Consider the following 26058-nt stretch of genomic DNA (forward strand, 5'->3'; position numbering starts at 1 on the left):
CCTCTCGACGGGCGGATCACCGAAACGGAGACGCCATGTCGGTCGGACCGATCACAGAAGAGCCCATCCCTATGTCAACCCTCGACAGGTTGGCGATGGTGGTGGATTGCTTTCGTGACACGCCGCGGTTGACGCTGGGCGAGGTGGCCCGTCGAACCGGGATTCCGCGATCGTCCGTGCACAGGATGCTTCTGAAGCTAGTGAGGATGGATTGGCTTCGCAGAGAAGGCCTTGAGTACGAAATCGGCGACAAACTCGGCGATCTTGGGGCAATCTCGTTGTATCGAAACAAGTTCGAGAGGGTGGTGGTGCCGTTGTTGTATAACCTGCACCTCGTCACCAATCAGGCCGTACATCTCGGGGTCCTCGAGGGAAGCAACGTGCGATACCTTCAGAAGATCGGCAGCCAGGCGATACCTGACCTCCAGACAGGCGTCGGCTCTCGCATCCCGGCGCGATCCTCGGCAATCGGCAAGGCACTCTTGGCAGCGGGCCGCCGTTCGACGGTCGCGCAACATTCCGCAATAGCCAACCATCGGTACGGCGTCGTATTCGGTACGTGTACTTCGGGTCTCGGCTGCATCGGTGTGCGGGTGGGTGCGCTGGGTGAAGCGGAAGTCGGTCTGTCGATCAGCGGCCCACTCGTTCGAGGCAAGATCGACGATCGACACGTTGCACCGGTACAGATGGCCGCGGTGGCAATCTCCCAGTATTTCGAGGTGCCGGGTGGTCGTCACCAGCAGACCGGTTAGCTCGGCAATGCGCAGAGTGCGCCTCCTCCGACTCCGCGTAAAGCGCAGTGGGGGAGACGCACTCGGATGAATCTGCGTCAGCGAAGAGCCGCAAGCGCGTCGATACGCTTGGCCGCGTCCTCCATGATGTTCTCTATCAGTTCCTTGCAGCTGGGCAGATCGTTGATCATGCCGACAACCTGACCCGAAGCAAGAACACCGGCTTCCGTGTTGCCCTCGACCAGTCCGGCCTTGAGCAACATCGGTGTGTTGGCTGCCATGATGATCTGCATCAGCGTGCGGTCACCCGACCGCTTCATCGCGAGACCGTCCTTGGCGAGGGTCGACCACTTCATGCCCGTCATGGCCTTGAACTTCGTGGCATTCTTGGCCGCGGCGATCAAACCGGTTGCATAGCTGGAACCTTCGAGGCTGTTGACCAGGTCGGTGTTGAGCACACGATGAGGCATGCCGTCGACCTTGCGGGAGACTGTTGTATCCGTCAGTCCGCGCTTGAGATACTCCTGCTTGACGGAATCGGGAACCGAAGAGTCGCTGGTGAGAAGGAATCGCGTTCCCATTGCGACACCGGCAGCGCCGTACGCCAATGCGGCAGCCAGCCCGCGGCCGTCGAAGAATCCGCCACCGGCGATGACCGGAATATCGACCGCGTCGAGAACCGAGGGGAGAAGCAATGTCGTGGCCACACCGCCGGTATGGCCACCACCTTCGCCGCCCTGGACGATGACGGCGTCCGCGCCCCAGGATGCAACCTTGACCGCGTGCTTCGCGGCACCGATCGAGGGCACGACGACGATGCCGTGGTCCTTGAGCTTGGCGATCAGTTCCTTCTTGGGAGCCAACGCAAACGACGCGACCTTGATGCCTTCACGGATCAGCAGATCCGCGCGTTGCGGGGCGTCAGTGGCGTCGGCACGCATGTTGACGCCGAACGGCTTGTCCGTGAGCTGTTTCGTCTTCTTGATTGCGTACTCGAGCTCGTCGTACGTCATCGTGGCCGAAGCCAGGATGCCGAGACCACCGGCGTTAGCCGTTGCCGACGTGAGAGCGGGACCGGAAACCCAGCCCATACCCGTCTGCACGATCGGGTACTCGACACCGACCAGTTCGGTCAGCGCGGTCTTCAGGGTGGGGGTCATGCCGAGACCTCACGGTCCCGGAGGTTGCGCGGATCGAGGGTTTCGCGGATGAGGTGAAGTTCTTCGGCGGTGGGGTCACGGGTGATACCGGCCTCGGCGAGTCCGGCAACCTCGAACGAGGTGTTCTCGGCTACCTCTTCGGCGGTGACGCCGGGGTGAAGACTCAACGCGCGGAAGGTGTTTCCCGGTCCGCCGAAGTCGAAGACACCGAGGTTGGTGACAACGCGGGGGATGTTCAGGTACTTGTAAGCCGGATTCTCGGGATCGATCTGGTCGTAGCCGACACCGCACACCACGTCGACCTTGTCGACGAACACTCGCTTGGAGTGCTTGGGGACGAAGTAGCTCGTCGCGTGGTTGATGGTGTTACCCGGGGCGCCGCGCACACCGAACATCTGACGCGTCGGCTGCTGAAGCGGGCCGAAGGCGGAGAGGTTCTGGTTGCCGTGGCGATCGAGCTGATTGGCGCCCATGACTACGTGACGGCGGCCGGAAGCGACGACGTCGAACACCTTGCGGAAAGGCATCCATCCTTCGACGGGGCCCTTCGTTCCGACGGCCGGAGTGTCCTCGAGAATGAGGGCTTCACCATCGGTGATCAGCAGGTCGGGCTCGGTGGTGAGTCGAGCCAGGCGAGCGCCGATGGTGGACGACGTCGACATCGGGCTGGCCATGATTTCGCCTGCACCGGAGAAGATTTCAGCGCAAGCGAGAACAACGTACTCTGCGCGGGTGACGGTGGATTCGCTCATTTTGCCTGCTCCCCTGCCTTTGATGAATCGGCAAACTTCTTTACTGCGGCTTGGTAGTCCTCTTCGCTGCCGGAGAGGAAGGTGTCGACGAACGCCTGCCACGACTCGGGGGTCTTGGCGGACTCGGCGTAGTGACGCTGGAACTTCTCGTCGCGGCCGTAGCTTTCGCCGGCCAACGTGAAGTGCGCACCATTGGGTGCCTCGACGACGGCGTCGACCATCATGCGGTTGAGCAGAAGGTTCTGCAGTGGAACGGATTTGACCAGTTCCTCGGTCTCGACGATGCGTTCGACGGAGACGTAACGCTTTTCGGCCGCCATGCAGTACAGGTCGTCGAAGTACGGGTCGACGCCGTTGTACGCGGCATTGCCGTGCTTGTCACCGAGATTGAGGTGAACGAACGACGCATCGAGGTTGAGCGCAGGCATCGCGATCAAGGTCTCGGAGCGGCCGTCGGCCTCGGGGTACGGGGAGGTGACGGTCTTGAGTTCGTCGCCCCAGAAGTTGCGGACGTCCGAACCCAAGCCGGCGCGGATCGGGAGGAAGGGAAGGCGAGCGGCAGCTGCTTCGAGGCCGCACTTGACCATGCCCTCGTCCATCTCGCGGACTTCGATCTCACCGGCGGTGCGTGCCTTGGCAAACCACGGGTCGTAGAACGGCGCGGAGTCGAGGGACACGAAACCGTAGTACGCCTTCTTGACCTTGCCGGCCGAGCACAGCAGTCCGAGATCCGGTCCGCCGTAGGTGACCACGGTCAGGTCCTTGATGTCCGAACGCAGAATCGCACGCACGAAGGCCATCGGCTTGCGGCGAGATCCCCAGCCGCCCAAGCCGATCGTCATTCCGCTGCGGAGTTCGCCGACTACCTCGTCGAGCGACTTCGTCTTGTCACGCTTGCTAGCCATGTTTGTCTCAGCCTTCCTTCTGGGTTGCGTTCTCGCGCGGCTTGCCGGTGGCGACGAACTCGTCGCGGTGTTCGTCGGACACGCCGAGGAGGTTGAGTTCGAAGGTGTAGCCCTGCTCGAGGCGGTAGCTGCCCTTGACGTCCACCGGGTCGATGCCGTTGATGGCTTCCTTGGCGCACCGGATGATGCGGGTGTCCTTGGCAGCGATCTTCGCGGCGATCTCGCGAGCGCACTCGTCGAGCTTCTCGCGCGGGACCACGTCGTAGACGCTGCCGAACTGCTTGAGTGTGTGTGCGTCGACGCTCTGTGCGGTGTAGTAGAGCGTGCGCATCATGTGCTGTGGCACCAGCCTCGAGAGGTGTGTGGCAGCGCCGAGTGCGCCGCGGTCGACCTCGGGGAGGGAGAAGATCGCGTCGTCGGAAGCGACGATCACGTCCGCGTTGCCGACGAGTCCGATGCCGCCGCCGACACAGAATCCGTTGACGGCCACGACGACGGGTACAGCACAGTCGTAGACGGCAGCGAAGGCCGCGGCGCAACCGCGGTTGGCGGCGACCAGCGCGTCGAATCCCTCGGTGGCCTGCATCTCCTTGATGTCGACGCCGGCGTTGAATCCGCGTCCCTCGGCTCGCAGGATCACCACGTGAGTGTTGAGATCCTTGCCCGCGTCGAGGATGGCGTCGGCAAGCTCGAACCATCCCTTGGACGGGATTGCATTGACCGGCGCGTAGTCGATGGTGACCGTGGTGATGCCGGTTCCGTCGGAGGAGGTGCTGATGCCCATATCGGGATTCCTTACGTCTGTGTACCAAACCAAGCGATTGCTTGGTAAGTTAGCACACAAGCGGAGCCGACAAGCCCGAGCAGAGTGCATTAGGAGACAAATATGAGTGGATTGGTCGACGGACGCGTAGTCATCATCACCGGGGCTGGCCGCGGTATCGGACGTGCGCATGCATTGGCATTTGCTGCCGAGGGCGCCAAGGTCGTCGTCAACGACATCGGTGCGGGTGCCGACGGTTCCGCGACCGGTGAGAGTCCGGCCGAGCAGGTTGTCGCGGAGATCATCGCCGCCGGTGGCCAAGCAGTGGTCAACGGAGACGACGTCGCCGACTGGGCGGGCGCCGAGAATCTGATCAAGACCGCGATCGACACCTTCGGTGGCCTGGACGTACTCGTGAACAACGCAGGCTTCCTGCGGGACCGCATGCTGGTCGGCATGAGCGAAGGCGAGTGGGACGCGGTGATTCGCGTGCACCTCAAGGGGCACTTCGCGCCGCTCCGTCACGCAGCTGCCTACTGGCGCGCCGAGGCCAAGGCAGGCAAGACCGTCGACGCACGCATCATCAACACCAGTTCGGGTGCAGGACTGCAAGGTTCGATCGGCCAGGGCAACTACGCCGCGGCCAAGGCCGGCATCGCCGAGATGACCATCCAGGCCGCCGCCGAGCTCAAGAATTACGGAGTCAGTGTCAACGCGATCGCGCCTGCTGCGCGCACACGCATGACTGTCGGCGCGGGCGGGGCGATGGCAGAAGCGATGGCAGCTCCGGAAGAGGGCTTCGACGCCATGGCTCCCGAGAACATCTCGCCGCTGGTCGTCTGGCTCGGTAGCGCCGAGTCCAAGGACGTCACGGGCCGGGTGTTCGAGGTAGAGGGCGGAAAGATCACCGTCGCGGAGGGCTGGCGTCACGGCCCGAGCGAGGACAAGGGAGATCGCTGGGACCCGAAGGAGATCGGGCCCGTCGTGGCAACGCTGCTGGAGAAGGCGGAGATTCCGACGCCGGTGTACGGGGCGTAGGGCCTCCGGCCCCGTGAGTGGTTAAGGAGTGCAGGAACTCCTCAACCACTCACAGGCGGCGTGCCGCCTACGCGGGCGCCCGAACCACCAACACGGTGCCGGGGAACTCAGCTGCGAGTTCGCGCCGCGAATGCTTCACGCAGGCGGTGCCGTAGCCCTTCTTGCGAGATTCCGGCGCGATCCAGATCGCCACGTTCACCTCTTGGCCGTCGAGTTCGCCGAATACCAGGCCGACGCTCTTCGGGCCGTCACCGGAGACGTCCTCGGCGACGAACCAGGCAGCGCTCTCGTCGTCGATCCGACCGAGACCGCCGACGCGCTCGGCTTCGATCCGATCCTCGCTCCACGGCTTGCCGTCTTCGCCGAGCTGCTCGGCCGAGCGAATCGTGAACAGTGCCTTGTCTTCTGCGCTGTCGCTGAACGGACGCAGGGTGAAGTTCTGCCCGCTGCTCGCGGGACGATCGAGCGTCGTCCATTCGAGAGTGGCGTCGAGATTCTCCAGCTCGCCCTGGATGCGATCGCGCGCTGCCTTGGTCAGTGCGCTGAACTTGAGGCTCAGAACTGCTTCGGCATTTGCTTCCGACGTGCCGAGGAGTTCCGCGACGGTGGTCAGTGCCTCCTGGTGGTCCTTGCTGTCGACCACTGCGTCCAGCACCTCGTGGCGACGCTCCAGCGCACGCACGAGGGCTGAGGTGATCTCGCGTCGGTCCAGGATTTGATCTTGAATATGCGTCGTCATATATGCGACTCCTTGCTGTGTTCGAGGCTCTGTCGAAACGCCGTGCGGACCGTACGAGTCAATAGTGCTCCAACTCGCCGGTTATGGCACGCGTTCAGCCTCCGGTGCGGCGAACGAGCCGTTCGTAGCGCTGGCGGGCGGCTTGAGTGCTTCCGAGTCCCAGTCCGAAAGCGATGTCCTGCCAGGTCATGCCCCGTTCGCGGGCAATCCCGAGGAACAGTGCTTCCAGCTGTTCCATTTCGGCTCGGGCCTTGGGGATCAGAGTCAACGCGGACATGACGTCGGCATCGTCGACCTCGGGTTCGTTCGGCTGCGGTGTGTCGGTGCCACCCGCAAGACGAGCCACGACGCGCACCGCGCCGTAGGGCTCGAGCATCTCCGGATGAGATTGCCGCGCGCGCTGGCTTGGGGTCGCGCCGTGGCGCTCGCTGATTCGAAAGAGTCCGGCGTACTCGCGATGTGCGCGTTCGCGGCCGGAATCGATCGGTCTGAACTGGTCATCGGTCATGAACCCAGGGTGGCACGAACCCGGGTCAATGTAAACGTTTTGTTGTAAACAGTTCGTTTAACTCTTCAGTGGCTCGCACACGATGACGGGAATGACCCGGTCGGTCCAGGCCTGATAGTTGTCGAAATCCGGATACATCGCCCTCAACATCGGCCACAGCCGAGCGCGCTCGTCCTCGGCCGCGACGCGGGCTTTCATCGAGCGGATCCGAGACTTGATCTGCACCGTCACCACCGGGTCTGCCTTGATGTTGAGGTACCACATCGGGTTCTTCGGAAGACCGCCTTGCGACGCCACCAGAATCACGTTCTCGCCGTCCTCGAGGAACAGCAGCGGGCTGATCCGCTCCTCGCCGGATTTGCGACCGGTGGTGGTCAGCAGGCAGATCGGCAGCCCGCGAGGGAACGCGCTGCCGACCCGCCACTTGCTACCCAGCCGCCCGTCGGTGGCGCGATACATCGCGACGTTCGCCTTCGACATCCACTTGATGATCTTGACCGTCGCCGGAGCGTCGAGTCCCTTGGGTTTGGCTGGGGGAGTAGTCATCTCAGATACGCTCGATGATGGTTCCGGTGGCCAGTGCGCCGCCGGCGCACATCGTGATCAGAGCCGTCGAGCCGTTGCGACGCTCGAGTTCGTGCAGTGCGGTGGTGATCAGGCGAGATCCCGTGCTGCCGACCGGATGGCCGAGAGCGAGCGCGCCGCCGTTGACATTGACGTTGTCGAAGTCAGGTTCGTGAACCTGAGCCCAGGACAGTGCGACGGATGCGAATGCTTCGTTGATCTCGAACAGATCGAGATCGCCGATCTTCATTCCGCTCTTCTCCAGGACACGGCTGGTTGCCTGCACCGGTCCGTCGAGGTGGAATTCCGGTTCCGAGCCGACCAGCGCCTGGGCGATGATGCGGGCTCGCGGCTTCAATCCGAGCGCGCGAGCCTTGTCCTCGTCCATGAGCAGGACTGCGGCCGCGCCGTCGGAGATCTGGGAAGACGTTCCGGCCGTGTGAATCCCGCCTTCGAGGACGGGCTTCAGTCGGGCAAGGGACTCCGCCGTCGTATCGCGCAGGCCCTGATCGCGATTGACGACCTTGGTCTCGCCCGTGAGGTTTCCTTCCTTGTCGACCTGGGGTGCCGAGAGTTCGAGAACCTCGCGGTCGAAACGTCCTTCCTCCCAAGCCTGCTTGGCCAGCGCCTGCGAGCGGACGCCGAGGGCTTCGACGTCGTCGCGGGTCAGTCCGCGTCGACGCGCGATGCGTTCTGCAGCTTCGAATTGGTTGGGCATGTCGATGTCCCACGTCGCGGGTCGGCGCGGTCCGGCCTGATCGCCGACGTTGGCGCCGAGGGGAACCTGGCTCATGGCTTCGATGCCGCAGGCGATACCGGCGTCGATGGCGCCGGTGGCGATCAGACCGGCGATCAGATGGTTCGCCTGCTGGGCCGAACCGCACTGGCAGTCCACGGTGGTTGCGCCGGTCTGCCACGGAAGTCCGGCGTGCAGCCAGGCCGTGCGCGTGATGTTGTTGGACTGAGCGCCGGCCTGGGTGACGCAGCCGCCGATCACCTGCTCGATCAGCAACGGGTCGATTCCCGACCGGTCGAGAACTCCCTTTTGTGCAGCTCCGAGGATCTCGGCGGCGTGCAGACCGGCGAGCCAACCTCCGCGCTTGCCGATCGGTGTACGGACAGCCTCGACGATTACTGGTGTGCCCACAGCGGGCTCCTTTCCTTGTAATGAAAAAGTAGAACAGGTTCTCTGCGGGAAGCAAGACCTGCCGACGTTTCCTTTCCTAGTAAGCAGGCTTGTGTTTCAATGAGAGTAGAACGTGTTACACATCACGGATCCCCATCACCCCTGTGATGAAAAGGCTTAGGGCAGGAGACATCAGTGGCACAGCCCGCATTCCCCGAGGGAATCGACTTCACGGACCCCGACATCTACGCGGAACGCATGCCGTTCGAGGAGTTCGCCGAACTCCGGAAGACGGCCCCCGTGTGGTGGAATCCGCAGCCCCCGGAAATCGGTGGATTCCAGGACGAGGGCTTCTGGGTGGTCACCCGTCATGAAGAGGTCAAGGAAGTTTCGCAGCGAAGCGACATCTTCTCGACCCACGAGAACACTGCGATTCCTCGCTTCGCCGACGACATCCCGCGTGAGAACGTCGAGATGCAGCGATTCATTCTCATCAACAAGGACGCTCCGGAGCACACCAAGCTGCGCAAGCTGGTATCTCGTGGATTCACCCCGCGCGCCATCAACAGCCTGCGCGAGGAACTGACCGAGCGTGCCGAAAAGATCGTCACGACCGCGGCTGCCGGCGGTGCCGGTGACTTCGTGGTTCAGGTCGCGTCCGAACTTCCGCTGCAGGCAATCGCCGAGCTTCTCGGTGTGCCGCAGGAAGATCGAATGAAGCTCTTCGACTGGTCCAACCAGATGACGTCGTACGACGATCCCGAGTTCGACATCGACCCGCAGGCAGCGTCGATGGAGATTCTGGGATACGCGTACCAGATGGCGGATCAGCGCAAGAAGTGTCCCGCCGATGACATCGTCACCAAGCTCATCGAAGCTGACATCGACGGAAATGAGCTCTCCCCAGAGGAATTCGGCTTCTTCGTGATCCTGCTTGCGGTCGCGGGTAACGAGACCACTCGCAATGCCATCACACACGGCATGGTTGCCTTCCTCGACAATCCCGACCAGTGGGAGCTGTACAAGAAGGAACGCCCCAAGACGGCGGCCGACGAGATCGTTCGTTGGGCGACCCCGGTGACTTCCTTCCAGCGCACCGCGCTCGAAGACACCGAACTCGGCGGACAGAAGATAAAGAAGGGCGATCGCGTCGTGATGATGTACGCGTCGGCCAACTTCGACGAGGACGTCTTCGAGAACCCGACGAAGTTCGACATCATGCGTGACCCCAATCCGCACCTCGGATTCGGCGGCACCGGTGCGCACTACTGCATCGGCGCCAACTTGGCCCGTCTGGAAATCGATCTGATCTTCAATGCGATCGCCGATCACCTACCCGACATCACCAGGCTCGGGGATCCCCGACGCCTTCGCTCGGGCTGGCTCAACGGCATCAAAGAGTTTCAGGTTGATTACAAGACATCGGGCTGCCCGGTCAAACACTGATCCGGACATATACTGACCTGGTAACCGGCGAGTAGGTTCTGTGTAGGTTTTCGGGAGTTGCCTCTGCACTCTCGAACACGCAGAACTACAGTAGACGTTCCGGGGAGCCACTTGTTGGCAACCTGGAACTGCGGCGGCGTCTGCGGGATCCCTCATCTCCCGTAGGCGCCGCCGTTTGTAGTTCAATCTCCAATTCAGCCGCCGTACGGTTTGGTGATGGCTTCCAGGAAATGTCCCGACGGGTCGAGGAAGTAGACCCCACGCCCACCGTCGTTGGTGTTGAAGCCGGTACTCGACTGGCGCGGATCGGCCCAGTGATCCAGTTTCAGCGCCTGTATCCGCTGGTAGATGCCGTCGAAGTCATCCTCGGAGACGAGGAAGGCATAGTGCTGAGACGCAACCTCGGCGCCTTCTTCCACCTGTGCGAAGTCCAACGTCACGCCGTGCTCGAGTTCAACGCCGAGAAAGTAGCCGGCTTCGACCGGGCCTGGAAGGCCGAACATGTGAGTGAAGAACCACGCAGACTCTTGTCGGTCTTTTGCGGCGATGATGGTGTGATTGAACGAAATGGTCATGAGTGACCCCTTGCGGTACGACGCCTCCATGCCTGACGCAGTCCGTCATCGACACGCGACGTTGGGAACCAGGAAACCATTTCGAGCTTCTCGGTGCAAGTACGACAGGCTGATTCGAATACGACGAGCGCGGCCCCGGTCGATGACCGGGGCCGCGCTCGTACTGTGGGTTCTCAGGCTTTGCGTGCCGTCTTCATTGCACGGTCCACTTCCCAGAATGCTCGAAGCGACGCGATCTTGCCGTCGTCGTTCACCCGGTAGACGAACACGCCCTCGGCGTCGATGATCGAGCCGCCGATGGTGGTTCGGATCTTGCCGATGTTGACGTTCTCGTTGCCGCACACCAGGGAATCGTCGATCAGAAATTCGAGCTTGTCCGCGTTCGCGATCGTCATGTCGTAGAACTTGGAGATCGCTTCGCGCCCGTGATGGCCTTTGCCTTCGGGATCGAAGCCCGAAGGCCCGACCGGATCTTCCACCCAACCGTCCTCGGCGAAGAGGTCCAGCCAGGCTTCCTTGTTCTTGCCACTCGCTGCGGCGCGCGAAGCGTTACCCGCGACGCGGGCGGGGTGTTCGTCGGTCATCGCGGCTCCTCAGTTGATGTACTGCTCGGCGAATTTGCGCATCGAATCCTGCTTTGCCTCCAGTGGGGCATCGAATCCGATTCCGTCGAAAACCCAAGGCACGGTAATGATGTCCGTGACGCCGGCATCTTCGAGCTCTGCGTAACCGTCCTTGCCGAAACGGTCGATGCACACCGTCTGGATTTCGAACGGCTCGTTCTCGCGGCCGTACTCGGCGCGCAGTTCGCGTAGTCGTGCGATCACACCCACCAGGTCGTCGAACTTGATCATCGCCGAGGTCCAACCGTCGCCGACTCGCGCAGCACGCTTGAGTGCGACCTCGGTGTGGCCGCCGACGTAGAACGGAACCGGCTTGGTGGGGGCCGGGCTCATCTGCAGGCGATCGAAATCGAAGAACTCACCGTGATACTCGACCATGCCGCCGCCGAGGATCAGTTTGAGGACGTCGATCATCTCGTCCACACGTGCGCCCCGACGCTTGTACGGAGCGCCGCACCACTCGAACTCTTCCGGAGCCCAACCGATTCCGACGCCGAAGCCGAAACGGTTGTTCGTCAATGCGGCCACGGAACCGACCTGCCGCGCGAGCAGGACGGGATTGCGGCTACCCAGCTTGAGCACCTGGGTGTAGAACTCGATCTTCTCGGTCACCGCGCCCATTGCAGCCGCGGCGATGAGCGGATCGACCCAGGGGGTCTCGGCATTCCACATCCGAGACCCGTCCGGGGTGTACGGGTAATCCGCCGCCTGCGTTTCCATGAAGAACAGTGAATCGGGGAGAGCGATCGACGAAAAGCCGCATTCCTCGGCAGTTTTGGCGATACCGGCTAACTGGTCCAAGGGGTTCATGGCAACCCCGACGGTGTACTTCATCTTCGGCCTCTTCCTGATCGGCGTGTGTGCTGCTGCTTACGTGGTGGGACGTTCGGAGCCGACGACCCACATCGAGAAGTACTGCGAGCCACCGCCGTAGGCATGGCCGAGAGCCTTGCGAGCATCGGCTACCTGGTGATCGCCGGCGCGGTGCATGACCTGCATCGCCGACTCGGCAAAACGGATCATGCCCGAGGCGCCGATCGGGTTGGAGGAGAGAACACCGCCCGAGGCATTGACCGGGAGCTTGCCGCCGATCGCGGTTTCACCCGCCTCGGTGAGCTTCCAGCCCTGGCCTTCCTCCGCGAAGCCGAGGTTCTCGAGCCACATCGGCTCGAACCACGAGAACGGGACATAGATTTCGGCGCAGTCGATCTCGTTCAGCGGATCGGTGATTCCCGCTGACTTCCACAGTGCTGCTGCAGCGTCACGGCCGGCTTGCGGATTGACCTGATCGCGTCCGGCATAGAAGGTCGGCTCGGTGCGCATGGCCGTCGCGTGGATCCACGCGACCGAACGACCCTCGGCCTCGACCTGTGCGGCCGCTTCCTCGTTGCCGATCACCAGAGCGCACGCGCCGTCCGAGGACGGGCAGGTCTCGTCGTAGCGGATCGGATCCCAGAGCATCTGAGATGCCTGTACCGATTCGAGAGTGATATCCGGCTGCCGCAAGTGCGCATACGGATTGAGGCTGCCGTTGAGCCGATCCTTCACCGCGACGAGGTAGCCGATGTGCTCCGGTGCGCCCGATCGACGAATGTACGAACGGACGTGCGGGGCGAAGTATCCACCGGCACCGGCGCCGACGGGCATGTTGAACGGAACCGGTACGGACAGCGCCCACATGGCGTTCGACTCGGACTGCTTCTCCCAGGAAACCGTCAGAACCCGCTTGTGGACACCGGATTTGACCAGGCTGGAGGCGACGATAGCCGTCGAACCGCCCACCGAGCCGGCAGTGTGAACACGCAGCAACGGCTTTCCGTTGGCGCCCAGAGCATCCGACATGGCGAGTTCGGGCATCATCGAACCCTCGAACAAGTCGGGGGCCTTTCCGATGACGACGGCGTCGATGTCGTCCCAGCCGACGTTGGCGTCGAGCATCGCGGCGTCGATGGCTTCACGAACCAAGCCCGCCATCGAGACATCGTGACGCTTTGCGACGTAGTGAGTTTGGCCGGTGCCGAGCACGGCCGCGAGTTGAGGCGTTCCGGCCATCAGTTCCGTCCCTCCAAGACTGCTACCAGGTTCTGCTGCAGCACAGGGCCGCTTGTTGCATGGGCCAGAGCGCGATTCGCCTGGCCGTCGAAGATTGCCTTGGCGGCGTGGCCGATTCGTTCCAGACCACCGGCGAACAGTGGGTTGCCGCTGAGCGGACCGCCGGACGGATTGATCGTGGTGGCGTCGGTCAGGCCGATCGCTTCCTTCAAGATCAATTCCTGGTGAGTGAACGGTGCGTGCAGTTCGGCGACGTCGATGTTGCCGACCTCGCCGCCCGTTGCCGCCTTGGCTGCGGACGTAGTGGACGGTGAGGTGGTCAGGTCACGTGCACCCAGGTTGGGGGAGTCGATGCGATGCTCGAGTCCGGTGATCCACGCCGGCCGCTCGCAGAGATCGCGGGCGCGGTTACCCGAGGCCAGGACGATTGCTGCCGCGCCGTCGGTGATGGGCGCACAATCGTGTGCGCGCAACGGATCTGCGAGGAAGGGGCTGGCGAGAAGGGCCTCGATGTCGACCTCGCCTGCGAGCTGAGCCTTCGGATTGCTCAGCGCGTGACGACGGCTACGAGCGGCAACCTCCGCCATGTCCTCGTGCGTCCACTTACCCGCGTCGAGTCCGAGTCGGGCTTGAAGTCCGGCGATCGAGACGGAGTCCGGCCACAGCGGAGTGACGAGGTACGGATCGAGCTGCATGGACAGGATCTTGCGCAGGTGCCCGGCGGAGGACTTGCCGAATCCGTACACCAGCGCGGTCTCGACCTCACCGGTCAAGATCTTGATCCACGCTTCGTAGAAGGCCCACGCAGCGTCCATCTCGACGTGAGATTCGTTGATCGGCGGGACCGCTCCGATGGAGTCGATGGCCGAGATGAAGGAGAACGCTCGTCCGGCCAGGTAGTCGGAAGATCCGGAGCACCAGAAGCCGATGTCTGACTTGGTGATTCCCAGATCGCTGTAGAGCTGCTGGAAGCACGGGACGAGCATCTCGACGCCGTTGGTGGTGCCGTTGGTTTCGCGGACGTGGGGTGCCTGAGCAAAGCCCACGACTGCGATGTCTGCAGAAGTCATTTCAGGAGCCTCACAGGTGGTGTTGGAAGGTGGAGTACTCGGCGTCGGGTTCACCTGTCGGCCGGAAGTATTCGATGTTCTCGAGGGTGTAACCCCACTCTTCGCGAGGCTTCCACTTGGCTTCGACGCGCATGCCCATCCGTACGTCCGCGGCATCACATTCGAGAATCAAGTGCAGGAACGGAATGTCGGCCCCGTCGAGAAGCACGTAGGCGGCCACGTAGGGCGGTTTGATTCGCTGCCCGAGGAACGGGACGTTGACGATGCAGAAGGTGGTGACAATTCCCTTGTCCGGCAGTTCGATCTGCTCGCTCGTCGGCTTCCCGTTGGTGGGATTGGCGCCGCGCGGTGGGATGTAGATCTTGTCTTCGGGTCCGCTGCGACCACCGATGAGCTTGCCTTCTGCGAGACCGCGGAGGTAGAAGCTCTCCTCGGCCGAAGCGGAATGCATGAAGTGCAGGTCGACAGGCGTCGTGATCATGGTGACAGGATCGGCGCTGGAATCGACTGTCGCGATTCCATTTTCGCTCTCACCCGGTTCGAAGCACTCGATGTCCTTGATCTGCCCGACCCGCTCCGACGCCCAGCGAGCACGAACCCGCAGGCCGGTGCTGATGTCGTCAGGGGAGTCGACGTCGACTGCGTGGAGCATGGACGTGTCCGCGCCGTCGAGCTTGATCAGGGCCCACGCGAAAGGCTTCGTCAGTGGTTGACCCTCGATGGGTTCGGGCATCCACGTCCAACTCACGACCGTTCCGCCGTCGGAGACTCCGACGAAGTCGGTCAGTGGTTCGGCCGTGTCCGGATCGAATTCCGGTGGCGGCACGAAGACACGACCGTTCGACCCGCGTGCGCCGATCACCTTGCGATCACGCAGGGCAGTCACGAACGCGCCGATGGTCGGTCCCGTCGATCTGGTGTAGTCGAAATGGAGATTCAATGGTGCGCTCAGGGGCTTGTCGGCCACCCCGCTCTTTCCGATGGTCACAAGATCGAGTAGAACAGGTTCTAGAGATTGTGGCAAGAGTCACTTCTGATCACCGGCAATGTGGAGGCCTGCGATGAAGCTTGGGTTGCAACTCGGATACTGGGGCGCACAGCCGCCGGCAAACGCCCCGGAACTGATCGAGGCCGCGGAAGGCGCGGGATTCGACGCGGTCTTCGCGGCGGAGTCGTGGGGCTCGGACGCTTTCACCCCGCTCGCCTGGTGGGGATCGCGCACCGAGAACGTCCGTCTCGGCACCTCCGTCGTACAGATTTCGGCGCGAACACCGACCAGCTGTGCCATGCACGCGCTCACTCTCGATCACCTCAACGGTGGGCGAACGATCCTCGGGCTCGGCGTATCCGGACCGCAGGTCGTCGAAGGTTGGTACGGCCAGCCGTTCGAGAAGCCGCTCGCGCGCACCCGCGAATACGTCTCGATCGTGCGCCAGGTCCTCGCCCGTGAAGCGCCCGTCACCAGCCCCGGTCCCCACTACCCTCTGCCGTATGCGGGACCGGGTAGTTCGGGACTTGGCAAGCCGCTCAAGCCCATTACGCACCCGCTGCGTGCGGACATCCCGATCTGGCTCGGCGCCGAAGGGCCGAAGAACGTCGCGCTCGCCGGTGAAATCGCCGACGGCTGGCTGGCGATCTACTACACCCCGCGCCTGGCCCCGATGTACAACAAGTGGCTCGACGAAGGGTTCGCGCGCGCCGGGGCCCGTCGCAGTCGCGAAGACTTCGAGGTGGCCGCCACGTGCCAGGTCATCGTGACCGACGATCGCGCCGCTGCCATCGCTGCTCTCAAGCCGATGACCGCCCTCTACGTGGGCGGAATGGGCGCCCCGGAGTTGAACTTTCACGCGCAGGTCTACAAGCGGATGGGCTACGAGAAGGAGGTCGACGAGATCGGTCGCCTCTTCATGTCGGGCCGCAAGGACGAAGCTGCTGCCGTCGTCCCCGACGAGATGGTCACCGAGACCATGATCATCGGCAACGTCGACGAGGTGCGCGCAGACGTGAAGCGTTGGGAGGAAGCCGGAGTCACGATGCTGCTGGTGACCTGCCGCGACGCCGACCATGTGCGAGAGCTCGCGGCCGCGGTGGGTGGTTGAGCGGGGCACCCCCCCATTTTCGAGCGGTACCCCCTTTTTTCGAGCGAACGGCACGTTCAGCGCATCTGAGGCGCTGAACGTACCTTTCGCTCGCCCAAAGTTATCCACAGGCGCACCGAAACCCCAGTTCGCCGCCGGGGCCCGCGCTGATGCTCGAGTCATGCTGCAACCATGCGGCGAGGAACGTGGGGCGATGATCTGGACGCGATTTACCGCGTCAGTCGAAGCGGAGTGATCCGAACGGCGGAGTTGGCGCGATTGGGCGTGTCCAACTCCGCAGTGCACACCCGGTGTCGGGTAGGTGGACCGTGGCAGCGCATATTGCCGGGGGTCATTCTGCTCAGAAACGGTCAACCGACGCCACGTCAACGCTCGATCGCTGCGCTCATGTTGAGCGGTGACGATTCCCTGCTGACCGGGCGATCAGCCATGTCGGAGTACGGATATCGAACGCACTCGGGGGATGTGCAGGTGCTCATCCCCATCGACCGTCGAGTTCAATCGGTTGGGTTCGTCACGGTGGAGCGCCCTGTTCGACTGCCCGAGCCGGAGATTCGGAACGGTCTGCGCTGTGCTCCGCTGCCGCGAGCGTTACTCGACGCTGCGAGGCGGTACAAGGCGCTCGATCCCACACGGGCACTCATCGCTGAGGCTGTTCAGCGCGGCGATGTCTCGGTGCGCGAACTTGCGAAGGAACTCGAAGCGGGTAGCAGTCGGGGTTCCGCGCTACCTCGGGTCGTGTTGCGCGAAGTGAACGCGAACGTCCACTCGGTTCCGGAGGTTCACGCGCGAAAATTGTGGCAGCGGAGCGGGCTGCCGGAAATGTTGTTCAACCATGAGATCCGGGATGCCAACGGGGACTTCATCGCAGTTCCGGACGGATGGATCGATTCGGTTGCCTTCGCGTGGGACATCGACTCCTTGGAATGGCATGCCGCGCCGACGGACTACAAGCGCACGGTGGAGCGTCGGACGCGTATGCAGAATGCGGGAATCAGCGTGTTGCCGACGGTGCCCAGTGCACTGCGAACGGACCCTGATCGCGTGATCGAGGACCTGCGTGCGCACTACAGATTGGCGCAGTCACGTCCCCGGCCGCAGGTGTTCGCGAGGTCGAGATGGGTGAAATTGGACGAAACCGGCTGAGCGAAAGTGCCTTTCGGCGCACTGAAGGCGCCGAAAGGTACGTTCGCTCGAAAAGGGGGTGGGTGGGACCGAGAGCGGACGGGAAAGGGGGCTCAGGCGGGGTCGGTCAGACGGGGGTGGCTCAGACAGGGGTGGGTCAGACACCCTTGAACTGGGGCGCCCGCTTCTCACCGAAAGCCCGCGGGCCCTCCTTGGCGTCGGCGCTCATGAACACCTTCATACCCAGCTGTGCGTCGATCTGGAAGGCCTCTTCCTCGTGCATGCCCTCGGTGTCGCGGATGGTCTTGAGAATCGCCTGCACGGCGAGGGGGCCGTTGGCACTGATCAGTTCCGCGAGCTCCAGCGCCTTGTCGAGGGCCTGGCCGTCCGGGACCACGTGGCCGATGAGCCCGATCTCCTTGGCCTCCGGAGCCTTGATGTGACGACCTGTGAGCAGGATGTCCGCCGCGATCGTGTACGGAATCTGTCGCACCAGACGCACTGCGGAACCGCCGAGCGGGAAGAGCCCCCACTTGGCTTCGGAGACGCCGAACTTGGCGCTCTCACCCGCGACGCGGATGTCGGTGCCCTGCAGGATTTCGGTTCCGCCGGCGATGGCTGCACCCTCGACGGCGGCGATCAGCGGCTTGGTCAACCGACGGCCCTTGAGGAGGCCTTCGATCTTGGACATGTCGACGCCACCGCCCGCGAAGGAATCTCCCGGCGGCTTGGCGGACATGTTCTTGAGGTCGGCGCCGGCGCAGAAGTCGCCGCCCGCACCGGTGAGGATGGCGACACGGATCTCGGGGTCGTTGTCGACCTGATCCCAGGCGTCGACCATGATCGCCATCATCTCGCCGGTGATGGCGTTCTTACGCTCGGGGCGATTCATGGTCACGATGAGAACGTGGCCACGCTTCTCCACGAGGCAATGCGGCGCGGTTTCCGAAATGTCTGATTTTTCGGTCGTCGAAGTGGACACTGATGGCTCCTGGCGGGTCTGTGAGCTGGCTCTCAAATTGGGTCTTGCCAGAAACGGTAACACGTTCTACTTTGAACTCGTGGCCCTTAACATCGCAGACTTCGTAGAGCACGCAATCGACCTCGTTCCGGACCGCGTTGCGCTGGTCTCGGACAACCGCGAGATGACTTATGCACAGTTGGAGGACCGAGCAAACCGCCTCGGTCACTACCTGCGTGAACATGGCGTTCAGCCGGGTGACAAGGTCGGCATCTACTGCCGGAACGTCATCGAGGCGATCGAGGCCATGGTCGCGGTTTTCAAGATCCGGGCCGTGATGGTCAACATCAATTACCGGTACGTCGAGAACGAGTTGCAGTACATCTTCGACAACTCCGACATGGTTGCCCTCATTCACGAGCGCCGCTACTCGGACAAGGTCGCGAACGTCCTGCCGAACACTCCCAAGGTCAAGTCCGTCATCGTGGTCGAGGACGGCACCGATCTGGACTTCAGTGCTTTCGGCATCGGCTACGAGGACGCACTCGCGCAGAGTTCGGGTGAGCGTGATTTCGAAGAGCGCAGCAACGACGACATCTTCATGCTCTACACCGGCGGCACCACCGGAAGTCCCAAGGGCGTCATGTGGCGTCACGAGGACTGGTGGCGTGTTCTCGGCGGAGGCATCAACTTCGTCACCGGAGTTCCGGTCGAGGACGAGTACGAGATGGCGAAGGTCGGCGCCGCCAACCCGAGCATGATCCGCTACCCGATCCCCCCGATGATTCACGGCGGTTCGCAGTCGGCGGTATTCCACAGCCTCTTCGGCGGCGGAACCTGTTTGATGCACCCGGAATTCGACGCCCACGAGGTGTGGCAGAACATCGACAAGCACAAGGTCAACCTGATCTTCATCACTGGTGACGCGATGGGCCGTCCGATGCTCGACGCACTCATCGCCGGAAACCCGGAGACCGGTGAGCCGTACGATCTTTCGACGCTCTACGTGATGGCCAGCAGTGCTGCACTCTTCTCGCCGAGTATCCAGGAGCAGTTCCTCGAACTGTTGCCCAACCGCCTGCTGACGGACTCCATCGGAGCATCCGAGACCGGCTTCGGTGGACTCGCCGTGCTGAGCAAGGGCCAGAAGCACACTGGCGGTCCGACGGTCAAGATCGACGCCTCCACAACGGTTCTCGACGACGACGGCAACGAGGTCGAACCCGGATCGGGCAAGCGCGGCATGCTCGCTCGCAAGGGCAACATCCCGCTCGGCTACTACAAGGACGAGGTCAAGACGGCCGAAACCTTCCGCACCATCAACGGCGTTCGCTACTCGATCCCCGGCGACTATGCGCAGGTCGAAGCCGACGGCACGGTCACGATGCTCGGCCGCGGTTCGGTGTCGATCAACAGCGGCGGCGAGAAGGTGTACCCGGAAGAGGTCGAGGGCGCTTTGAAGGCGCACCCGGACATCTTCGACGTCCTGGTGGTCGGTATCCCCGACGAGCGCTTCGGTCAGCGCGTTGCCGCAGTGGTCCAGGTACGCGAAGGCACGTCGCCGACGCTGCACGACATCGCCACCGCAGCACGCAAAGAGATTGCCGGATACAAGGTTCCGCGCAGCGTGTGGTTCGTGGACCAGATCAAGCGCAACCCGGCAGGCAAGCCCGACTACCGCTGGGCGAAGGCCGAAACGGAATCGCGCGAGGCCGATGATCACAACGGAAACGGCGCTCCTGTGGCGTCCGCAAACGAAAGCGTGGAAGCCTGATGCGTTCGGATCTCGCCGACAAGTTCGGCATCGAATACCCGATTTTCGGATTCACTCCTTCCGAGCACGTCGCGGCCGCGATCAGCCGCGCGGGAGGTCTGGGCGTGCTCGGTTGCGTCCGGTTCAACGACCCGGAAGAGCTCGAAGCCGCACTGACGTGGATGGACGAGAACACCGACGGTAAGCCGTACGGCGTCGACATCGTCATGCCGGCCAAGGTGCCGACCGAGGGCGGCGCCGTCGATCTCGACAAGCTGATTCCGGAGGAGCACCGCGCCTTCGTCAACCGCACGCTCGACGAGCTCGGTGTGCCGCCGCTTTCCGACGACGTCGAGCATGCGACCGGCGTACTGGGATGGCTTCACTCGGTGGCGCGGTCACACGTCGATGTTGCTCTGGGACACCGGATTGCGTTGATTGCGAATGCGCTGGGATCACCGCCGAAGGACGTCATCGATCAGGCGCACGAGAAGGGCGTACCGGTAGCAGCGCTGGCCGGCGCCGTCGAGCATGCGCGTCGTCACGTCGAGAACGGTGTCGACATCGTGATCGCGCAGGGCTACGAGGCAGGCGGTCACACCGGCGAAATTGCGTCGATGGTTCTCGTTCCGGAAATCGTTGATGCACTGGGTGATTCAGCTGCTGTGCTGGCTGCCGGGGGTATCGGCAGCGGCCGTCAGGTGGCTGCCGCACTTGCACTCGGTGCGTCCGGAGTGTGGATGGGCTCGTACTGGCTCACCACGTCCGAATACAAACTCGGCAGTGCATCGGGCGAGGGCCCGTCCGCTATTCAGCGTGCACTGTTGGGCGCGACGTCGGCCGACACCGTTCGTTCGCGCATCTACTCGGGTAAGCCCGCTCGGTTGCTCAAGACCAAGTGGACGGAAGCCTGGTCGAACCCGGGAGCACCGGCGCCCTTGCCGATGCCGCTGCAGAACCTTCTGGTCAGCGACGCTCATCAGAGAATCGCTGCATCGGAGAACCCGGAAGTTGTGGCAATGCCCGTCGGTCAGATCGTGGGACGGATGAACGAGATCCGCCCGGTCGCCGAGGTCATGGCAGAGCTGGTATCCGGGTTCGAGGACGCGCGAACCCGACTGGATTCGATGAAGTAGTAGATGACACGTGCGTGTGCCCTCGGCCGAGTTTCGGCCGAGGGCACACGTCGTTTCAGCCGGCGAGGTCGTCCGGTCCGACGGTGTCCGACAACCATTCTCCGCGGCTGAGGGCGCCGTCGTCGCGGCGGCGTGCGATCACGAAAATGACCAGGGCGGCAGCGAGGACAACTGCGAGAACGCGCGAAGGCGTCAGGTTCGGGTTCTTCATACCCGTAATTTTGCCGGAAGAACGGGCGCGATGGTGAGCCAGCGGAGCAAAATCACGTGTTTCGAAATTACTGCGCTTCGGACGCATGGAGACTGGCGATCCGCTCGCGCAGGCCACCGAAGTGCACATCGAGAGTGTGCGCCGCCTCGACTGCATCACCCGTACGGATCGCGTCGAGAATCGCACGGTGCTTCGACGCGATGTCGATCAGTGGCGTATCCGAATGCCCGATGGCCTGCTGTATCTCGCTGTACACCTGCCAGAAGACGTCCATCAACTGACCGAGGACCTGGTTGTCGAGAGGGGAGTACAGGCGGGAGTGGAAGGTAGCGTCGATGTCGGAGAAGTTCTTCCCGGCAGCGGCACGGACCTCCATGCCGGTGACGAGTTCGTCGAGGTCGGCGTGGTCGGCCGACGTCATCTCGGCCATCGCCGCACCGATCAGTCCGGTCTCGAGTGCCTGACGAATGTCGACCAGTTCCATCGCCTCGTGCCCGGTGCCCTGCAAGGACAACCGGCCACGGAAGGTCAGGCCGTCGGCGAGAGCGTCGAAGTTGCTAGGGGCGACGAACATTCCGAAGCCGTGACGGATCTCGACGACGCCCAAGGCCTGCAGAACCTTGAGCGCCTCCCGGAGCGTGTTTCGGCCGATACCCAATTCCTCGGACAGTTCGGCCTCGGTGGGCATCGGGTCGCCGGGGGAGAGCCTGCGTTCGAGGATCAAGTTCATGATGTCCGTCTGAAGTGCGCGCATGCGGTTTTGCGCGCTGAAACGAGCGCCCTGTGTGCCACTCCGGACAGACATCGATTCCCCTTTTCTGATACGAACGTCCTTCATCCTATGTCCGGTCATCCGCTCCATTGGTCAACCCACGTCAACGGTGCGTTGCAGGAGGCTGGGCGCCGCACCCAGCAGTTTGGCCGTGTACGCATCGGACGGGCTGTCGAATACTTCCTGGGCCGTTCCCTGCTCGACGATCCGCCCGGCGTTCATGACGACGATGGTGTCGGAGACGTACCGCACCGTCTGTATGTCGTGCGAGATGAACACCATGCCGAGCCCCAACCGAGCCTTGATGTCGCTGAGCAGATTCAGGATCTGCGCTCGCACCGAGACGTCGAGCGCCGACGTCGGCTCGTCGGCCACGATGACGTCAGGTTCGAGCGCGAGTGCACGCGCGATCGCGACACGTTGCCGCTGACCGCCGGAGATCTGGCTCGGGATGACTTCGAGCGCAGATTGGGGGAGTCCGACCAAACCGACCAGCTCGCGAACTCGGGCGGTTCGGCTCGCGCGGTTGCCGATGCCGTGGACGTCGAGTGGATCGGTGAGGATGTCGGCCACCGTCATTCGGGGATTGAGCGCGGTAGCCGGATCCTGGAAGACGATCGAGATCGCTCGGCCGAACTCCTTGCGCACGCCGGCCGACCGGGTCAGAGCGCTTCGGCCGCGAAAGACCACGTCGCCCGACGTCGGCTTCTGCAGTCCGACCATGACTTTGGCCAGAGTGGACTTGCCACAACCCGACTCGCCCACGATGCCGATCGTCGTCCCTCGTCGTACGTCGATACTGACATCGTTGACCGCGTGAACCGTGCCCGGTTTGAACAGTGATCCCGAACGGGTCTTGTGGACGACGTGAATGTTCTTCAGTTCCAGGATGGGTGCTTCAGCTGTAGTCATCGCACGCTCTCCAATTCCGATTCTGTACGTACGGGAGTCGCGGACTGGCTGGCGAACCAATGCTCGGTCCCGTCGACCCGGACCATCTCCGGCTTGCGGAGGGGGTCGGAGTCCGGGCGAGTGGAACGCTCGGCGAAACGGTCACCCGGCGCGAAGTTTCCGGGCGAGGGAACAGTTCCCTGAATCTGATGCAGTCGCGGCGCTTCGTCCTCGATCGAGAGAACGGCACCGAGAAGGCCCTGGGTGTATTCGTGGCGGGGATCGACGAGCAGATCACTCGTGGGCGCCGACTCGACGACCTGACCGGCGTACATCACCGTGATCTTGTGAGCGAGTGAAGCAACGAGTGCAAGATCGTGGCTCACGAAAACCATGGCAAACCCCAGCTTTTCCCGAAGATCGTTGAGCAAGTCCACGACCTGGGCCTGGACGGTGACGTCGAGAGCGGTGGTGGGCTCGTCCGCGACGATCAACCGCGGACTGCGGGTGAGCGACATGGCGATCAGAACGCGCTGACGCTGACCACCGGAAAGCTCGTGTGGGTAGCTGGAGAGAGTGCGCACCGGATCGAGTCCGACGAGTTCGAGCAGTTCCTCGGCTGTGCGGGTACCGCCGCGCTTGGTGAGCTGCTTGAACTGCGCGCGGATCAGCATCGCCGGATTCAGTGAACTCAGCGCGTCCTGGTAGATCATGGCCATGTCGTGCCCGCGCAGCTTGTTTCGCTCTCGGTTGTTCAGCTCGAGGACGTTGACTCCGTCGAACAGGATCTCGCCGGTCACCACTGCCGTCTTGGGTAGCAGACCCATGATCGCCAGCGACGTGAGCGATTTTCCGCAACCGGACTCGCCGACGAGTGCCATCGTCTCGTTCGGGCGGACGGTGAAGCTCACGTTGTCGACGATCGCGGTGTCTCCGTAGCGTTCCGGGAACCGGATCGTGAGATTGCGGACCTCGAGGAGTGGCGCGGCATCGCCCTCGTACACAAGACGATCGGAGCGGGACCGCTCGGTTTCCGCCAGGATCTTCAGGTGCGTTTCGAGAGGAGTCGGCTCGGCGGCCGGCTCGAGAACATCTTTCACGACGCTCGGATCGGCGAAGTCGTCTATCAACTCCGGAGTGTCGGTGACCGATGCGGCTTCGTCCTCCAGAATGAGTTCGTTGGAGGTCTCCTCCGCTGCAGCGGTCTGCGCTGCTTGGAGCGCGGAGGGCGTCTTCTTGGTCTTCTTCAGACTCGGATCTGCCATCGCGTCCGTCAGGCCCTCGGCGAGCACGTTGAGGGAGAGCACCGTCAGCAGAATGAGCAGGCCGGGGAACACCGTTGCCCACCAACCACCGAGAAGCACCATGTTCTTGCCGTCGGCGATCACCGATCCCCACGACGGATCCGGGGGACGCACACCGGCGCCGATGAACGACAGGCTGGCCTCGAGCACGATGGCGTCGGCGACCATGACAGTGCAGAAGACGAGAACGGGCGCAGCACAGTTGGCTACGACGTGCTTGACGACGATGTGTGAAGTTCTTGCGCCGATAACCTTTTCGGCCGCGACGTAGTCCTCGCCGTACTGAGCGAGAACGTTCGCGCGAACGACGCGAGCCACCATCGGTGTGTAGAGGAACGCGATAGTGACGATCAGAACTGGAATCGAACCACCGAAGGCTGCGACGAGTACGGCAGCGAGCGCGATGCCCGGGAACGCCATGACCACGTCGAGCACACGCATGATGGTCTCGTCGACGCCTTTTCGGCTCGTTGCGGCCACCGATCCGATGAGAGCGCCGGCGCACAGTGCGAGGAAGGTGGAACCGAGACCGATGGTCAGCGACCAGCGTCCGCCGTAGAGCAAGCGGCTGAACAGATCTCGACCGAGACTGTCCTGACCGAACCAGTGGTCGGCGCTGGGGCCCGCGGTACCCACCGCCTGTTCGAGCGGGGTGTACTGCGTGATCAGCGGCGCGAAGAGGCAGGCGAGCACGATGATCGCGAGAACCGCCATCGACAGCCAGGCCGAGAGGGGGAAGCGAGAAAAGGTGATGCCGGGTCGCGAAAGCTTCTCGGTGAGTTTTCTTCTCATCATGCTGCGCTCCGAAGTCGTGGATTGACGAGCAGGTAGAGGATGTCGACGGCGAGGTTGACGACGACGAAGCCGACCGCGATGACGATGACAACTCCCTGAACGACTGCGGGGTCACCGTTGGTGACGCCGTTGATCATGAGCTGACCCATGCCGGGCAGGCCGAAGATCTGCTCGATGACCACAGCGCCACCGAGGAGGTAACCGACACGGAGGCCCAGGACGGTGAGCGGGTTGATCAGCGCGTTACGCAACACATTCCGTCCGATCACCACGTGATAGGGCAGGCCGCTGCCGATCGCGGTCCGGACGTAGTCCTTGTCCAACTCCTCGACCATCGACGTGCGGATGATGCGCGTGAGTTGTGCTGCGACGGGCAGTGACAGGGACAGCGCCGGGAGCGCCATGTACCAGAGCCAGTCGCTGACGGAGTCGCTCGGATTGACGTAGCCACCGGTAGGGAACCATCCGAGTTGAACAGCCAGATACTGAATCATCAGCAGTGCCAACCAGAATGACGGTGCCGCCACACCACCGAGGGAGATCACTCGGATGACCTGATCCGGCCAGCGATCGCGGAACAGTGCGCTGGTGACGCCGAAGATCAGCGAGAGCACGATGGCGATCACCAGTCCGAGAACCGTGAGCTGAATGGTCAGTGGCAGAGCGGTGGAGATCGAATCCAACACCGGGGTACCGGAAATCAGACTGTCACCCATGTTGCCGCTGACCAGATCGGTCACGAAGTGAACGTATTGCAGCGGAAGCGGATCGAGCAGTCCGTTCTCTTCCTTGAACTGCTGCAGCTGTTCCGCAGTCGGGTTGCCACCGTTGAACGCCGCGGTTGCGGGATCGGTGGGCGCGAACTGCATCACGATGAAGACGAACGCGATGATGCCGAGGATCAGGGGGATCAGTATCAGTAATCGCCTGATCAGCATGGGGAGGACTCTTGCCATCGG

The 26058-nt window shown here is 62.9% G+C and carries 27 protein-coding genes and 1 pseudogene; 8 read left to right on the top strand and 20 right to left on the bottom strand.

Translation table 11 applies throughout. The features are described from left to right. Positions 1 to 71 precede the first annotated feature (71 nt). Together G9U53_RS33895 and G9U53_RS33485 are read left to right on the top strand one after the other, a co-directional pair. Positions 72 to 215, top strand: a pseudogene (locus tag G9U53_RS33895) (helix-turn-helix domain-containing protein); the annotation flags it as partial. A gap of 93 nt (positions 216 to 308) precedes the next feature. Beyond that, positions 309 to 752, top strand: a complete 444-nt coding sequence (locus G9U53_RS33485; protein ID WP_242692520.1) for a hypothetical protein — start codon at positions 309 to 311, stop codon at positions 750 to 752. A gap of 77 nt (positions 753 to 829) precedes the next feature. Here G9U53_RS33485 and G9U53_RS09565 read toward each other — a convergent pair whose 3' ends face one another. The 4 genes from G9U53_RS09565 to echA20 are packed head-to-tail and all read right to left on the bottom strand — an operon-like array spanning position 830 to position 4332. After that, positions 830 to 1891, bottom strand: coding sequence for a nitronate monooxygenase (locus G9U53_RS09565; RefSeq protein WP_165638618.1), 1062 nt, complete (start codon positions 1889 to 1891; stop codon positions 830 to 832). Further along, positions 1888 to 2643, bottom strand: coding sequence for a CoA-transferase (locus G9U53_RS09570; protein ID WP_003945796.1), 756 nt, complete (start codon positions 2641 to 2643; stop codon positions 1888 to 1890). The genes G9U53_RS09565 and G9U53_RS09570 overlap by 4 nt, the downstream gene beginning before the upstream one ends. Continuing rightward, positions 2640 to 3548, bottom strand: coding sequence for a cholesterol ring-cleaving hydrolase subunit IpdA (gene ipdA / locus G9U53_RS09575; protein WP_003945662.1), 909 nt, complete (start codon positions 3546 to 3548; stop codon positions 2640 to 2642). Before ipdA ends, G9U53_RS09570 begins: the two co-directional genes overlap by 4 nt. Before the next feature lie 7 nt (positions 3549 to 3555). Continuing rightward, positions 3556 to 4332, bottom strand: a complete 777-nt coding sequence (gene echA20, locus G9U53_RS09580) for a (7aS)-7a-methyl-1,5-dioxo-2,3,5,6,7,7a-hexahydro-1H-indene-carboxyl-CoA hydrolase (protein ID WP_003945611.1) — start codon at positions 4330 to 4332, stop codon at positions 3556 to 3558. A gap of 102 nt (positions 4333 to 4434) precedes the next feature. On the opposite strand from echA20, the gene G9U53_RS09585 reads away from it, so the two are divergent. After that, on the top strand, positions 4435 to 5349 hold the full coding sequence (locus tag G9U53_RS09585) for an SDR family oxidoreductase (protein ID WP_003945561.1): 915 nt from the start codon (positions 4435 to 4437) through the stop codon (positions 5347 to 5349). Positions 5350 to 5416: 67 nt separating this feature from the next. Here G9U53_RS09585 and G9U53_RS09590 read toward each other — a convergent pair whose 3' ends face one another. From G9U53_RS09590 to G9U53_RS09605, 4 genes are all read right to left on the bottom strand, one after another. Beyond that, positions 5417 to 6088 carry a hypothetical protein gene (locus G9U53_RS09590; RefSeq protein ID WP_003945460.1) on the bottom strand — a complete coding sequence of 224 codons (672 nt, stop codon included), beginning with the start codon at positions 6086 to 6088 and terminating at the stop codon, positions 5417 to 5419. Between the two features lie 94 nt (positions 6089 to 6182). Then, on the bottom strand, positions 6183 to 6596 hold the full coding sequence (locus G9U53_RS09595) for a DNA-binding protein (protein ID WP_165638619.1): 414 nt from the start codon (positions 6594 to 6596) through the stop codon (positions 6183 to 6185). A gap of 57 nt (positions 6597 to 6653) precedes the next feature. Continuing rightward, the gene (locus G9U53_RS09600) at positions 6654 to 7142 is read right to left on the bottom strand and encodes a nitroreductase family deazaflavin-dependent oxidoreductase (RefSeq protein WP_050655745.1); all 489 of its coding nucleotides are present in this window, start codon (positions 7140 to 7142) and stop codon (positions 6654 to 6656) included. A 1-nt stretch (position 7143) separates the two neighbouring features. Continuing rightward, positions 7144 to 8307: a steroid 3-ketoacyl-CoA thiolase gene (locus G9U53_RS09605; RefSeq protein ID WP_003945509.1), complete on the bottom strand. Its 1164-nt coding sequence runs from the start codon at positions 8305 to 8307 to the stop codon at positions 7144 to 7146. Positions 8308 to 8481: 174 nt separating this feature from the next. On the opposite strand from G9U53_RS09605, the gene G9U53_RS09610 reads away from it, so the two are divergent. Continuing rightward, on the top strand, positions 8482 to 9732 hold the full coding sequence (locus G9U53_RS09610; protein ID WP_007734267.1) for a cytochrome P450: 1251 nt from the start codon (positions 8482 to 8484) through the stop codon (positions 9730 to 9732). A gap of 194 nt (positions 9733 to 9926) precedes the next feature. Here G9U53_RS09610 and G9U53_RS09615 read toward each other — a convergent pair whose 3' ends face one another. The 6 genes from G9U53_RS09615 to G9U53_RS09640 all read right to left on the bottom strand — a co-directional run bounded on the left by G9U53_RS09615 (position 9927) and on the right by G9U53_RS09640 (position 15040). After that, the gene (locus G9U53_RS09615) at positions 9927 to 10307 is read right to left on the bottom strand and encodes a VOC family protein (protein WP_020906296.1); all 381 of its coding nucleotides are present in this window, start codon (positions 10305 to 10307) and stop codon (positions 9927 to 9929) included. A 173-nt stretch (positions 10308 to 10480) separates the two neighbouring features. Then, the gene (locus G9U53_RS09620; RefSeq protein ID WP_007734269.1) at positions 10481 to 10891 is read right to left on the bottom strand and encodes a nuclear transport factor 2 family protein; all 411 of its coding nucleotides are present in this window, start codon (positions 10889 to 10891) and stop codon (positions 10481 to 10483) included. A 9-nt stretch (positions 10892 to 10900) separates the two neighbouring features. Continuing rightward, the gene (locus G9U53_RS09625) at positions 10901 to 11764 is read right to left on the bottom strand and encodes a TIGR03619 family F420-dependent LLM class oxidoreductase (RefSeq protein WP_019746978.1); all 864 of its coding nucleotides are present in this window, start codon (positions 11762 to 11764) and stop codon (positions 10901 to 10903) included. Positions 11765 to 11800: 36 nt separating this feature from the next. Further along, a complete protein-coding gene (locus tag G9U53_RS09630; protein WP_007734272.1) occupies positions 11801 to 12982 on the bottom strand; it encodes a thiolase domain-containing protein in 1182 nt (393 codons plus the stop codon). Further along, entirely contained in the window at positions 12982 to 14052 is a 1071-nt protein-coding gene (locus G9U53_RS09635; protein WP_007734273.1) for a thiolase domain-containing protein, read from the bottom strand. Before G9U53_RS09635 ends, G9U53_RS09630 begins: the two co-directional genes overlap by 1 nt. A gap of 10 nt (positions 14053 to 14062) precedes the next feature. Next, the gene (locus G9U53_RS09640; RefSeq protein ID WP_314674996.1) at positions 14063 to 15040 is read right to left on the bottom strand and encodes an OB-fold domain-containing protein; all 978 of its coding nucleotides are present in this window, start codon (positions 15038 to 15040) and stop codon (positions 14063 to 14065) included. A 73-nt stretch (positions 15041 to 15113) separates the two neighbouring features. Between G9U53_RS09640 and G9U53_RS09645 the strand changes: the two genes are divergently transcribed. Next, positions 15114 to 16151, top strand: coding sequence for an LLM class F420-dependent oxidoreductase (locus tag G9U53_RS09645; protein ID WP_019746980.1), 1038 nt, complete (start codon positions 15114 to 15116; stop codon positions 16149 to 16151). 171 nt (positions 16152 to 16322) lie between these two features. Continuing rightward, complete coding sequence (locus G9U53_RS09650; RefSeq protein ID WP_165638620.1) at positions 16323 to 17297, top strand: hypothetical protein; 975 nt, start codon at positions 16323 to 16325, stop codon at positions 17295 to 17297. A gap of 136 nt (positions 17298 to 17433) precedes the next feature. Here the strand turns inward: G9U53_RS09650 and G9U53_RS09655 are convergent, their stop codons facing one another. Then, positions 17434 to 18258, bottom strand: coding sequence for a crotonase/enoyl-CoA hydratase family protein (locus G9U53_RS09655; RefSeq protein ID WP_165638621.1), 825 nt, complete (start codon positions 18256 to 18258; stop codon positions 17434 to 17436). 79 nt (positions 18259 to 18337) lie between these two features. Between G9U53_RS09655 and G9U53_RS09660 the strand changes: the two genes are divergently transcribed. Both G9U53_RS09660 and G9U53_RS09665 read left to right on the top strand, forming a co-directional pair. After that, the gene (locus tag G9U53_RS09660; RefSeq protein ID WP_039973409.1) at positions 18338 to 20011 is read left to right on the top strand and encodes an acyl-CoA synthetase; all 1674 of its coding nucleotides are present in this window, start codon (positions 18338 to 18340) and stop codon (positions 20009 to 20011) included. Next, positions 20011 to 21126, top strand: a complete 1116-nt coding sequence (locus tag G9U53_RS09665; protein WP_003945863.1) for a nitronate monooxygenase — start codon at positions 20011 to 20013, stop codon at positions 21124 to 21126. Before G9U53_RS09660 ends, G9U53_RS09665 begins: the two co-directional genes overlap by 1 nt. Before the next feature lie 55 nt (positions 21127 to 21181). Here the strand turns inward: G9U53_RS09665 and G9U53_RS09670 are convergent, their stop codons facing one another. The 5 genes from G9U53_RS09670 to G9U53_RS09690 form a co-directional block, all read right to left on the bottom strand. Further along, a complete protein-coding gene (locus G9U53_RS09670) occupies positions 21182 to 21337 on the bottom strand; it encodes a hypothetical protein (RefSeq protein WP_003945810.1) in 156 nt (51 codons plus the stop codon). Between the two features lie 67 nt (positions 21338 to 21404). Further along, positions 21405 to 22142 carry an FCD domain-containing protein gene (locus tag G9U53_RS09675; RefSeq protein ID WP_050655749.1) on the bottom strand — a complete coding sequence of 246 codons (738 nt, stop codon included), beginning with the start codon at positions 22140 to 22142 and terminating at the stop codon, positions 21405 to 21407. A 60-nt stretch (positions 22143 to 22202) separates the two neighbouring features. Further along, positions 22203 to 23021: an ATP-binding cassette domain-containing protein gene (locus tag G9U53_RS09680; RefSeq protein ID WP_003945888.1), complete on the bottom strand. Its 819-nt coding sequence runs from the start codon at positions 23019 to 23021 to the stop codon at positions 22203 to 22205. Beyond that, the gene (locus tag G9U53_RS09685) at positions 23018 to 25096 is read right to left on the bottom strand and encodes a dipeptide/oligopeptide/nickel ABC transporter permease/ATP-binding protein (RefSeq protein WP_075832232.1); all 2079 of its coding nucleotides are present in this window, start codon (positions 25094 to 25096) and stop codon (positions 23018 to 23020) included. The genes G9U53_RS09680 and G9U53_RS09685 overlap by 4 nt, the downstream gene beginning before the upstream one ends. Beyond that, positions 25096 to 26055: an ABC transporter permease gene (locus tag G9U53_RS09690; protein WP_003945671.1), complete on the bottom strand. Its 960-nt coding sequence runs from the start codon at positions 26053 to 26055 to the stop codon at positions 25096 to 25098. The genes G9U53_RS09685 and G9U53_RS09690 overlap by 1 nt, the downstream gene beginning before the upstream one ends. Positions 26056 to 26058 lie beyond the last annotated feature (3 nt).

The organism is Rhodococcus sp. D-46 (assembly GCF_011290655.1).
GTDB classification, from domain to species: Bacteria; Actinomycetota; Actinomycetes; order Mycobacteriales; family Mycobacteriaceae; genus Rhodococcus_F; species Rhodococcus_F qingshengii.

Coding starts and splice junctions, on each gene's coding strand:
- G9U53_RS09615 (WP_020906296.1), bottom strand. CDS start 10,307: ATGACCATTTCGTTCAATCACACCATCATCGCCGCAAAAGACCGACAA.
- ipdA (WP_003945662.1), bottom strand. CDS start 3,548: ATGGCTAGCAAGCGTGACAAGACGAAGTCGCTCGACGAGGTAGTCGGC.
- G9U53_RS09680 (WP_003945888.1), bottom strand. CDS start 23,021: ATGACTACAGCTGAAGCACCCATCCTGGAACTGAAGAACATTCACGTC.
- G9U53_RS09570 (WP_003945796.1), bottom strand. CDS start 2,643: ATGAGCGAATCCACCGTCACCCGCGCAGAGTACGTTGTTCTCGCTTGC.
- G9U53_RS09595 (WP_165638619.1), bottom strand. CDS start 6,596: ATGACCGATGACCAGTTCAGACCGATCGATTCCGGCCGCGAACGCGCA.
- G9U53_RS09665 (WP_003945863.1), top strand. CDS start 20,011: ATGCGTTCGGATCTCGCCGACAAGTTCGGCATCGAATACCCGATTTTC.
- G9U53_RS09650 (WP_165638620.1), top strand. CDS start 16,323: ATGCGGCGAGGAACGTGGGGCGATGATCTGGACGCGATTTACCGCGTC.
- G9U53_RS09565 (WP_165638618.1), bottom strand. CDS start 1,891: ATGACCCCCACCCTGAAGACCGCGCTGACCGAACTGGTCGGTGTCGAG.
- G9U53_RS09590 (WP_003945460.1), bottom strand. CDS start 6,088: ATGACGACGCATATTCAAGATCAAATCCTGGACCGACGCGAGATCACC.
- G9U53_RS09630 (WP_007734272.1), bottom strand. CDS start 12,982: ATGGCCGGAACGCCTCAACTCGCGGCCGTGCTCGGCACCGGCCAAACT.
- G9U53_RS09600 (WP_050655745.1), bottom strand. CDS start 7,142: ATGACTACTCCCCCAGCCAAACCCAAGGGACTCGACGCTCCGGCGACG.
- G9U53_RS09585 (WP_003945561.1), top strand. CDS start 4,435: ATGAGTGGATTGGTCGACGGACGCGTAGTCATCATCACCGGGGCTGGC.
- echA20 (WP_003945611.1), bottom strand. CDS start 4,332: ATGGGCATCAGCACCTCCTCCGACGGAACCGGCATCACCACGGTCACC.
- G9U53_RS09625 (WP_019746978.1), bottom strand. CDS start 11,764: ATGAAGTACACCGTCGGGGTTGCCATGAACCCCTTGGACCAGTTAGCC.
- G9U53_RS09670 (WP_003945810.1), bottom strand. CDS start 21,337: ATGAAGAACCCGAACCTGACGCCTTCGCGCGTTCTCGCAGTTGTCCTC.
- G9U53_RS09675 (WP_050655749.1), bottom strand. CDS start 22,142: ATGTCTGTCCGGAGTGGCACACAGGGCGCTCGTTTCAGCGCGCAAAAC.
- G9U53_RS09645 (WP_019746980.1), top strand. CDS start 15,114: ATGAAGCTTGGGTTGCAACTCGGATACTGGGGCGCACAGCCGCCGGCA.
- G9U53_RS09690 (WP_003945671.1), bottom strand. CDS start 26,055: ATGGCAAGAGTCCTCCCCATGCTGATCAGGCGATTACTGATACTGATC.
- G9U53_RS09635 (WP_007734273.1), bottom strand. CDS start 14,052: ATGACTTCTGCAGACATCGCAGTCGTGGGCTTTGCTCAGGCACCCCAC.
- G9U53_RS09685 (WP_075832232.1), bottom strand. CDS start 25,096: ATGAGAAGAAAACTCACCGAGAAGCTTTCGCGACCCGGCATCACCTTT.
- G9U53_RS09620 (WP_007734269.1), bottom strand. CDS start 10,891: ATGACCGACGAACACCCCGCCCGCGTCGCGGGTAACGCTTCGCGCGCC.